We start from the raw sequence: 9,135 nt of genomic DNA, 5'->3' as shown, positions 1-9,135 counted from the left end.
CTGGTCCCCGGCGTACTCGACCCCGGGGCGGCGACACGGATCCTGTCCGTGGTCCGGGCCCGGGAGGCTGGTTCCCTCACGACCTGGCCAGGTGGGTACGGCCAGAGGCGACGGGGAGGCCCCGAACCATCACTCCGGTGGAGCGGGGGTCCCGCACACTGGCGCCGTATCCGGCGTCCGAGATCGCACGGTCACCGTAGCCCGAACAGCCCAGGACACCGCAAGCCCGGAAGCCGACCATCACACGATCGAGTCAAACCGTCCTCGTTCACGCTCCTTGGTGAGCAGCTGGCAACCCCCGTACGAGCCGTGATCGGTGATGACAGCTGAGCCGGTGGGTGCGCACGTACCACCGCCCCTGGCCGGAAGTGAACCTCACGTTAGATTGATCCCGTGCTCTCTCGCCTCGCCAGCCTTTCGCGCCCCAAGGCCGTAGCCGTCTGTGCCCTGCCCGCCGTGGGGCTGCTCGCCACGGCGGTGTTCGCGCCGTTGCCGTTCACCGTGGCGCAGCCGGGGATGACGGCGAACGTCCTCGGCGAGAACAAGGGCGAACCGGTCATCACGATCACCGGCGCGGAGACCCGGAGGACGAGCGGTCAGCTGCGCATGACGACGATCGAGGCGACGGGCCCGGAGGCCCGAGTCGACCTCGGTGATGTGCTCGACGGCTGGTTCCGCACCGACCAGGCCGTCATGCCGCGCGACGCGGTCTACCCGAGCGGCGAGACCGTGGAGGAGATCGAGGAGTACAACGAGGCCGAGATGAAGGAGTCCCAGGACACGGCCACCACGGCGGCCCTGAACCACCTCGGTGAGGACGCCGGCGACATCAAGGTCACCCTGCGCCTCGCCGACGTCGGCGGCCCCAGCGCCGGCCTGCTCTTCTCCCTCGGCATCATCGACAAGATCGACGGCGACGGCAGCGGCGGCGACCTCACCGGCGGCCGCGTCATCGCCGGTACGGGAACCATCGACACCGAGGGCAAGGTCGGCGCCGTCGGCGGTGTCCCCCTCAAGACCCAGGCCGCCCGCCGCGACGGCGCCACGGTCTTCCTCGTTCCCAAGGCGGAGTGCGCCGACGCCGAGGCCGAACTGCCGAAGGGCCTGCGACTCATCCCGGTGACCACGCTGAAGGGCGCGGTGAACTCCCTGGTGGCCCTGGAGACGGGCAAGGGGACCGTCCCGAGCTGCTGAACCCGTATCACCCTTCTCTGGCGAATCACCCTTCTCTGGCGAACCCCTCCGCCGCCTGCTCCACCAGCGGGATGATCCGCAGCGGAACGGGGTTCTCCATGACGATCGCCGTGGCGGCCCGGACGATGCCATCGAAACCGACGACCCGGTCGATCACCCGCTGGAGATCGGCGTTCGAACGGGCCACCAGCCGGCACAGCATGTCCCCACTGCCGGTCGTCGTATGCAGCTCCAGCACCTCCGGAACGGTCGCCAAGTGCGCCCGTACGTCCGCCCCTTGGCCCTGCCTGATCTGCAGCGTCGCGAAGGCCGTCACCGGATAGCCGAGCGCGGCGGGGTCCACCTGCGGCCCGAACCCCCGGATGACGCCATTCGACTGAAGCCGGTCCAGCCGTGCCTGGACGGTCCCCCGCGCGACCCCGAGCCGCCGCGACATCTCCAGCACCCCGATACGCGGCTCACGCGCGAGCAGGATGATCAGTTGCCCGTCCAGATGATCGATCGCCACGAGATCCTCCCGGGTGGTCATCCTGTACAGAAAGCCCGCGATTATGCGTATGCGGCTATGCACATTGTCCAGCCAAAACGCGAACTGTTGCGCACCTTGCGGGAACGGGAGGAGTCTGCGGCCATGACGCAGACCACCCACCACATCCCCGACACCGCACGGCAGGCAGACCCCTTCCCGGTCAAGGGAATGGACGCTGTCGTCTTCGCCGTGGGCAACGCCAAGCAGGCCGCCCACTACTACTCCACCGCGTTCGGCATGCGCCTCGTCGCCTACGCCGGCCCCGAGACCGGCAGCCGGGAGACCGCGTCGTACGTGCTGGAGAACGGCTCGGCCCGTTTCGTCCTCACCTCGGTGGTCAAACCGGCCACCACCTGGGGCCACTTCCTCGCCGAGCACGTCGCCGAGCACGGCGACGGCGTCATCGACCTCGCCATCGAGGTCCCGGACGCCCGCCGCGCCTACGCCTACGCCGTCGAACACGGCGCCCGCTCCGTCGCCGAGCCGTACGAACTGAAGGACGAGCACGGCACGGTCGTCCTCGCCGCGATCGCCACGTACGGCACCACCCGGCACACCCTCGTCGAGCGCCGCGGCTACTCCGGCCCGTATCTGCCGGGCTTCGCGGCCGCCGACCCCATCGTCGAACCCCCTGCCCAGCGCACCTTCCAGGCCATCGACCACTGCGTCGGCAACGTCGAACTCGGGCGCATGAACGACTGGGTCGAGTTCTACCACCGGGTCATGGGCTTCACGAACATGAAGGAGTTCGTCGGCGACGACATCGCCACCGAGTACAGCGCCCTCATGTCCAAGGTCGTCGCCGACGGCACGCTCAAGGTCAAGTTCCCCATCAACGAGCCCGCCATCGCCAAGAAGAAGTCCCAGATCGACGAGTACCTGGAGTTCTACGGCGGCGCGGGCGTCCAGCACATCGCGTTGAACACCAACGACATCGTGCAGACGGTCCGCACCATGCGCGCGGCCGGCGTCCAGTTCCTCGACACCCCCGACTCGTACTACGACACCCTCGGCGAATGGGTCGGCGACACACGCGTGCCGGTCGAGACCCTGCGCGAGCTGAAGATCCTCGCCGACCGCGACGAGGACGGCTACCTGCTCCAGATCTTCACCAAGCCGGTCCAGGACCGGCCGACGGTCTTCTTCGAGATCATCGAACGCCATGGCTCGATGGGCTTCGGCAAGGGCAACTTCAAGGCCCTTTTCGAGGCGATCGAGAGGGAACAGGAGAAGAGGGGCAATCTCTGACGCCGGGTGCGGGTTGTTTGTGGTTGCCCGCGCCCACGCAGCGGAGCCGCATATCGATACAGCCCCGCGCCCCTTAAAAGCCAGGGGGCACCCCCAGTTTTTCAGGGGCGCGGGGAACTGCGCGACCAGCCCCCACTCACCCGCACCCGCCAATCGAACGGATTGATCCTCCTCGCCTCCTCCAAGTGCCGCCTCGCCGGACCCGCAAGCCCCAACGCCTGCTCGATCTCCCCCTGGTGGTAGGCGTACGCCGCACTCCGCACCTCCCCACCCCGCGCCTTATCCGTTGTCCGCCTCGCATACGACAGCGCCTCCCCGTCCTCCCCGGCCCGATGCAACGCCCACCCCAACGCATCGGCCACCCGCAGACTCGGGTGTCGCCCCCACTCGGCCCGCAGCACCCGAACGGCGACGTCCGGATCCCCGTGCTCCGCCTCCAACGCCCCGAGGACGAGCGCCTCGTTCACCCCGGCCGAAGCGGACCTCCGTACCAACGCCCGCACCACCCCGTACTGCTCCTTCGCCGCCTCGACCCGCCCCATCGACTCGTACAACTCGCCCAACTCCAGGGCGACTTGAGCCGAACCCCGCTGAGACAACGCCGCCCGGTACGCCCGTACCGCCTCCCCCGTCCGCCCCAGCGCCGCCAGCGCACGCCCCCGACAGGCACCGGCATCCGGATCAGCCACAGCGGCCGGCGAAGCCGTGCAGTACCGCAACGACTCCCGAGGCTCCCCCCGCTCCCAGGCCAGCTCTCCCGCCCGCACCCACCAAGCCGAGCGCTCCGCGGGCGTGCCGGCGGCGGCCGCCGCGTCGGCGATCACCGTGGCCGCGTCCTCCCGCCGCCCCTGGTCCCAGTAGACCCGCGCGGCCCGCGCCCGCACCGCCGGCCCGGACCGCAGCTTCATCAGCTTCTCCAGCGTCCAGCGCGCGTCCTCGTACCGGCCGAGCCCGTGGTACGCGTCGATGAGCAGCGCGTACGAGGTCCAGCGCCCCGGCGCCACCCGTACGGCCTCCTCGCCCCACCGTTTCGCCGCCCGGAAGTCACGGCGGGCGCCCGCCAGCGCGGTCAGCCCGTCGAGGGCGTCGGCGTTCCCGTGCGGCCGGAGCCGCAGCGAGGTGCGCAGGGCCCGTTCGGCCTTCGGATAGTCGGCGACGGCACCGGTGCGCCGCGCCCGTTCGACGTACGCCGTGCCGAGCACCGCCCACGAGGCGTGATCCCCCGGACGGGCCCGTACCCGGGCCTCCCGATCACGGACGACCGCCTCCGGCCCGGGCGCCGCCGCCACCACACCCTCCACTCGCGCTTCCCGCCCGGCACCCCCATCCGGCGGCACCACCATCAACACACCCCCGAGCACGAAACACCCGACGACCGCCCCGACCACGCCACGCCCCCGGGACGGCGGCCACGCCCACCGCTTCTCGTTCGCCACAGACATGCCGCTCACTGTGCGTCAATACGACGACCACATCCGGGCACCCGAACCCTCGCGCCGACGGGGTTCACACCGATGGCCGCGAGTGCGAACCTGTGATCATGAGCCGTATCGAAGCCTCCATCGTCAAAAGCGCTGCGACCACCGGCAACCTCGTCGACCGTCTGCTGAGCGGCCTGCCGCCGGAGGCCGTGCTCACCGATCCGGACATCACGGCCTCGTACGCGAACGACATGGCCAGCTTCTGCGAGGCGGGTACCCCGGCCGTCGTCGTCCTGCCCCGGACCGTCGAACAGGTGCAGCACGTCATGCGCACCGCGACCGACCTGCGCGTCCCGGTCGTCCCGCAGGGCGCCCGTAGCGGCCTGTCGGGCGGAGCCAACGCCTCCGAGGGCTGCATCGTGCTGTCCCTCACCAAGATGGACCGGATCCTGGAGATCAACCCCGTCGACCGTATCGCCGTCGTCGAGCCCGGCGTCATCAACGCCACCCTCTCCCGCGCGGTCAACGAACACGGCCTCTCCTACCCGCCCGACCCCTCCAGCTGGGAGATGTGCACCATCGGCGGCAACATCGGCACGGCCTCCGGCGGCCTGTGCTGTGTGAAGTACGGGGTGACCGCCGAGTACGTCCTCGGCCTCGACGTCGTGCTCGCCGACGGGCGGCTGATGTCCACCGGGCGGCGTACGGCGAAGGGCGTCGCCGGGTACGACCTCACGCGGCTCTTCGTCGGCTCGGAGGGCTCGCTCGGCATCGTCGTACGCGCGATCCTGGCGCTCAAGCCGCAGCCGCCCCAGCAGCTGGTGCTGGCCGCCGAGTTCGCGTCGGCCGCGGCCGCGTGCGACGCGGTGTGCCGGATCATGGCGGGAGGGCACGTCCCGTCCCTCCTCGAACTCATGGACCGTACGACGGTGAAGGCCGTCAACGACCTGGCCGGCATGGGCCTGCCGGAGACGACGGAGGCGCTGCTGCTCGCCGCCTTCGACACCCCGGACCCTGCTGCCGATCTGGCCGCGGTGGGGGCGCTGTGCGAGGCCGCGGGCGCCACCCAGGTCGTACCGGCGGACGACGCGGCGGAGTCCGAACTGCTGCTCCAGGCACGGCGGTTGGCGCTGACCGCGCTGGAGGCGGTCAAGGGCACGACGATGATCGACGACGTGTGCGTGCCGCGCTCGAAGCTCGGTGAGCTGATCGAGGGCGTGGAGCGGATCGCCGGGAAGTACGACCTGACCATCGGGGTCTGCGCACACGCCGGCGACGGCAACACGCATCCCACCGTCTGCTTCGACGCGGCAGACCCCGACGAGTCCCGGCGCGCCCGCGAGTCCTTCGACGAGATCATGGCCCTCGGCCTGGAACTCGGCGGCACGATCACCGGCGAGCACGGCGTGGGCATCCTGAAGAAGGAGTGGCTGGCGCGGGAGATCGGCCCGGTGGGGATGGAGATGCAGCGGGCGGTGAAGGCCGTCTTCGACCCGCTGGGCATCCTCAACCCGGGCAAGCTGTTCTGATCCTCTCCGACCGGGTGCGTCACCGGGCCAGCAGTTCGGCCAGGCCGTCGTCGATGCGCAGGAGGGCCTGCTCGGAGCCCGGCGGGACCACCCGCAGGGTGCGCTCCAGCCAGGCCGACACGGTGGCGGCCGGCGCTTCGAGCAGCGCGTCCCCGTCCGGCGAGGTGAGCGCCATCAGGACGACGCCGCGCCCCGACACCTTCCTGGGCCACACCCGCACGTCCCCGTCCCCGTACGGCCGGAACACCCCCTCGACGAGCAGTTCCCGCGCGAACGTCCAGTGCACCGGGCGTTCGGAGTTGATGTGGAAGGTGATGTGGACCGCGTACGGGTCGTCGCTGCGGTAGCCGAGCTTGGCCGGTACGGGGACGCTGCGCTCGGGCGACAGAACGAGCCGGAGCTCCAGCTCACGCTCCACGACGGTGTGCCCCATGGTGATCATTCCTCTCACGGATCTGACGGATCTGACGGATCTGACGGATCTCTCGGATCTCTCGTACGGGCCCCTGTGCGTGGGCCCGTACGAGTGAGAGGGGAGGGGGACCCGAACCATTACGCGGGTTCGCGAAACTTTTTCCGAGAACTTTTCCGACGAGGGCTCCGGCGTACGGTGGCCCCGCTCGTCCCGTAGCAGATCCGTGCTCGAAAGGGGTGGGTCCGGCGGCAGGGGGCATGGGACTTGCGCGCGTCTGGTAGATGTGGATGCCCCCTTATCAACCCCCGAGCAGATACGGGACGACGGACATGAGCGCCCCAACCCCGGCCCCCGGCGACGACAGGCCCCGCGAAGGGTATTACCCGGACCCGTCCATTCCTGGATATGTCCGGTACTGGAACGGCGCCGCCTGGGTGCCGGGCACCAGCCGTCCGGCGCCCTCCGACGGCGAGCCGCTCGCCCCGCCGCCCGACTCCGGCAGCGGTACGCCCGCGGCCGTGGAGGAGACGGGCCCGCACTTCTTCGACGAGGAACCCGAGTCGGCCGATGAGCCGGGTCGGCCGAACCCCGCCGACTCCCTGCACGGCAGCCGTCCCGAGCCCGCCTCCGCGTGGGGCGCCGACCGCTCCCGGCAGACCGGCTTCGGCGGCGACAAGGACCGCCGGGTCTCCTGGGGATCGTCGGGCTCGGTCCCCGGCCCCGCTCCTCAAGGCCCCGACCCGCGTGACCCCCGGATGTCGCTCGCGGCGGACACGGCGGACCCGGCCGATGCGGCGGGTGACTCCGGGCGTACGGCGAGCACGGACGGTACGGCGACGATCCCCCCGGCGGGCGCCGACGCGGACGCCGACGCCCCGCAGGGCACGGTCGTCTTCCGCCGCCCCGACAGGTCGTCCGAGGGCGCGGAGGTGTCGCGGGCCGACGGCACGATGACCTTCCGTCCGCCTTCTCCGCGCGCGGGGGAGCAGGGCGGGGGTGCGGGCGGCGCCGCGGCCGCCGCTGCCTTCGGCGCTCCCCTGACCAACGCCCAGGCGGCCGCGCAGCAGGCGCTGGGGCTGTCGCCGCAGCCTTCGTCGACCCCATCGACCCCATCGACCCCATCGACCCCATCGCCTTCGCCTTCACCTGCCCCGTCCTCACCGGCACCGTCCGGGCCCCAGCAGACCCCGCAGGCTCCCCGCGGCCCGCAGCCGGCCGCCACGCCCCCGGCGGCCCCGGTCACCCCGACCACCCCCGCGCAACGACAGCCACAGCAACCGGCCCTCGGCGGCGGCTTTCTCCCGCAGGCCCCGCAAGCTCCTCAGGCCCCGCAAGCCCCCGCCGTACCCCAGCAGACCGCTGCTCCCCGGCCGTCGGCCGACACGCCCATGGCCGTCGGCCCCGGTGGTGGGCAGCCTTCCTGGGCCCAGCAGGTGCACCGGCTGGCCGGTGGTGAGGGCGAGCAGCCGGTCGCGCCGTGGAAGCCGGTGGTGGAGGACCCGTTCCAGGCGGCGGCCCGGCGACAGGCGGAGGCCCGGCCCGCGGGGCTCGGCAAGCGGCTGGTCGCCCGGATCGTCGACAGCGCGGTCGTGGGCGCCGTCACGGCCGCGGCCGCCGTGCCGCTCGGTCTGAAGGCGCTCGACCACATCAACGGCAAGATCGACGAGGCGAAGCTCTCCGGCGAGAAGGTCACCATCTGGCTGCTCGACGGCACGACCTCGGTGTACCTGGGCATCGTCCTGGGCGTCCTGTTCGTCGTCAGCGCCCTCTACGAGGTGCTGCCCACCGCCAAGTGGGGCCGCACGCTGGGCAAGAAGCTGCTCGGCCTGGAGGTCCAGGACATCGAGGGCCACGAACCCCCGACCTTCGGCCGCTCTCTGCGCCGCTGGCTCGTCCACACCGTCCCCGGGCTGCTCGGCATCGGCGTGATCGGCATCCTGTGGTGCGTCATCGACAAGCCCTGGCGCCAGTGCTGGCACGACAAAGCGGCCCATACGTTCGTGGCCGCCAAGTAGCGGGAGGGGCCGGAGCCTCGTACCCCGGACGCGCGGAGCCTCGTACGTACCCCGTACGGCCCCGCGCCGGATGCGGAGCCCGGGGCTTCGCGGTCGACTCGGGCCATGAGTACCGAACCGCCGCCCTTCGGCTCCGGTCAGTCCCCGGAGGACGACCCGTTCAGGAAGCAGCCGCCCCCGCCGGACCAGGGCGGCGGGGGCGGCTCCCCGTACGACACCCCGCCTCAGGAGCCGCCGTACGGCAGTCAGCCCCCGCCGCACGGCGGGGGTCCCTACGGCGGTGACCCGTATGGCGGCGGGCCGTACCGCACCGACCCGCTCTCGGGCATGCCGCCGCTCGCCGACAGCGGCAAGCGGGTGCTCGCGCGGATCCTCGACATGATCCTCGTCGGGATCGTGGTGGGCCTCCTGGCGTGGGCCTTCCGAATCAGCCAGTACTCGATGGACACGGGCGACATCGAGGTCGGCAAGTCGCTGGCCCAAGAGGCGCTCGCCGCGGTCCTCTACATCGCGTACGACACCTTCTTCACCGTCCGCAATGGCCAGACCCTCGGCAAGCAGCTCATGAAGCTCCGGGTGGCCAACCTCGACGACGGCTCCACGCCCTCCGTGCAGACCGCGCTGATGCGCGCGGCGGTGCTGTGGATCCCCTTCGCCTTCTGCTGCGCCTGCGTCTGGACCGCGATCGCGGGCGGCTGGAGTTTCTTCGACAAGCCCTACAAGCAGGGCCTGCACGACAAGGCGGCCAAGACGGTGGTGGTCAGCACCAGTTGATGGTCGGCAC

General features: G+C 71.2%; 8 protein-coding genes. 5 read left to right on the top strand and 3 right to left on the bottom strand.

Translation table 11 applies throughout. The annotated features are described in order from the left end of the window. Window positions 1–393: 393 nt before the first annotated feature. Window positions 394–1,194, top strand: coding sequence for a S16 family serine protease (locus F3T56_RS11750; protein ID WP_149824839.1), 801 nt, complete (start codon window positions 394–396; stop codon window positions 1,192–1,194). A 25-nt stretch (window positions 1,195–1,219) separates the two neighbouring features. Here F3T56_RS11750 and F3T56_RS11745 read toward each other — a convergent pair whose 3' ends face one another. After that, window positions 1,220–1,702 (bottom strand): Lrp/AsnC family transcriptional regulator, encoded by a 483-nt coding sequence (locus tag F3T56_RS11745; protein ID WP_172638908.1) that lies wholly within the window; start codon window positions 1,700–1,702, stop codon window positions 1,220–1,222. Between the two features lie 123 nt (window positions 1,703–1,825). Here F3T56_RS11745 and hppD point away from each other — a divergent pair, with 123 nt between their 5' ends. Then, entirely contained in the window at window positions 1,826–2,971 is a 1,146-nt protein-coding gene (hppD, locus tag F3T56_RS11740; protein ID WP_149824837.1) for a 4-hydroxyphenylpyruvate dioxygenase, read from the top strand. Between the two features lie 101 nt (window positions 2,972–3,072). On the opposite strand, the gene F3T56_RS11735 is transcribed toward hppD, so the two are convergent. Beyond that, window positions 3,073–4,413, bottom strand: a complete 1,341-nt coding sequence (locus F3T56_RS11735; protein ID WP_149824836.1) for a tetratricopeptide repeat protein — start codon at window positions 4,411–4,413, stop codon at window positions 3,073–3,075. 92 nt (window positions 4,414–4,505) lie between these two features. Here F3T56_RS11735 and F3T56_RS11730 point away from each other — a divergent pair, with 92 nt between their 5' ends. Continuing rightward, window positions 4,506–5,921 (top strand): FAD-binding oxidoreductase, encoded by a 1,416-nt coding sequence (locus tag F3T56_RS11730; RefSeq protein WP_149824835.1) that lies wholly within the window; start codon window positions 4,506–4,508, stop codon window positions 5,919–5,921. A 19-nt stretch (window positions 5,922–5,940) separates the two neighbouring features. On the opposite strand, the gene F3T56_RS11725 is transcribed toward F3T56_RS11730, so the two are convergent. Next, complete coding sequence (locus tag F3T56_RS11725; RefSeq protein ID WP_149824834.1) at window positions 5,941–6,354, bottom strand: SsgA family sporulation/cell division regulator; 414 nt, start codon at window positions 6,352–6,354, stop codon at window positions 5,941–5,943. A 311-nt stretch (window positions 6,355–6,665) separates the two neighbouring features. Between F3T56_RS11725 and F3T56_RS11720 the strand changes: the two genes are divergently transcribed. Continuing rightward, window positions 6,666–8,351 (top strand): RDD family protein, encoded by a 1,686-nt coding sequence (locus F3T56_RS11720; RefSeq protein WP_149824833.1) that lies wholly within the window; start codon window positions 6,666–6,668, stop codon window positions 8,349–8,351. A gap of 105 nt (window positions 8,352–8,456) precedes the next feature. Beyond that, the gene (locus F3T56_RS11715; RefSeq protein ID WP_149824831.1) at window positions 8,457–9,125 is read left to right on the top strand and encodes an RDD family protein; all 669 of its coding nucleotides are present in this window, start codon (window positions 8,457–8,459) and stop codon (window positions 9,123–9,125) included. The last annotated feature ends 10 nt before the right edge of the window (window positions 9,126–9,135 follow it).

The sequence above is a fragment of the Streptomyces tailanensis genome (genome assembly GCF_008386495.1).
GTDB classification, from domain to species: Bacteria; Actinomycetota; Actinomycetes; order Streptomycetales; family Streptomycetaceae; genus Streptomyces; species Streptomyces tailanensis.
The sequence above is the reverse complement of the archived record's forward strand: the minus strand, read 5'-3'. Positions and strand labels throughout refer to the sequence as shown.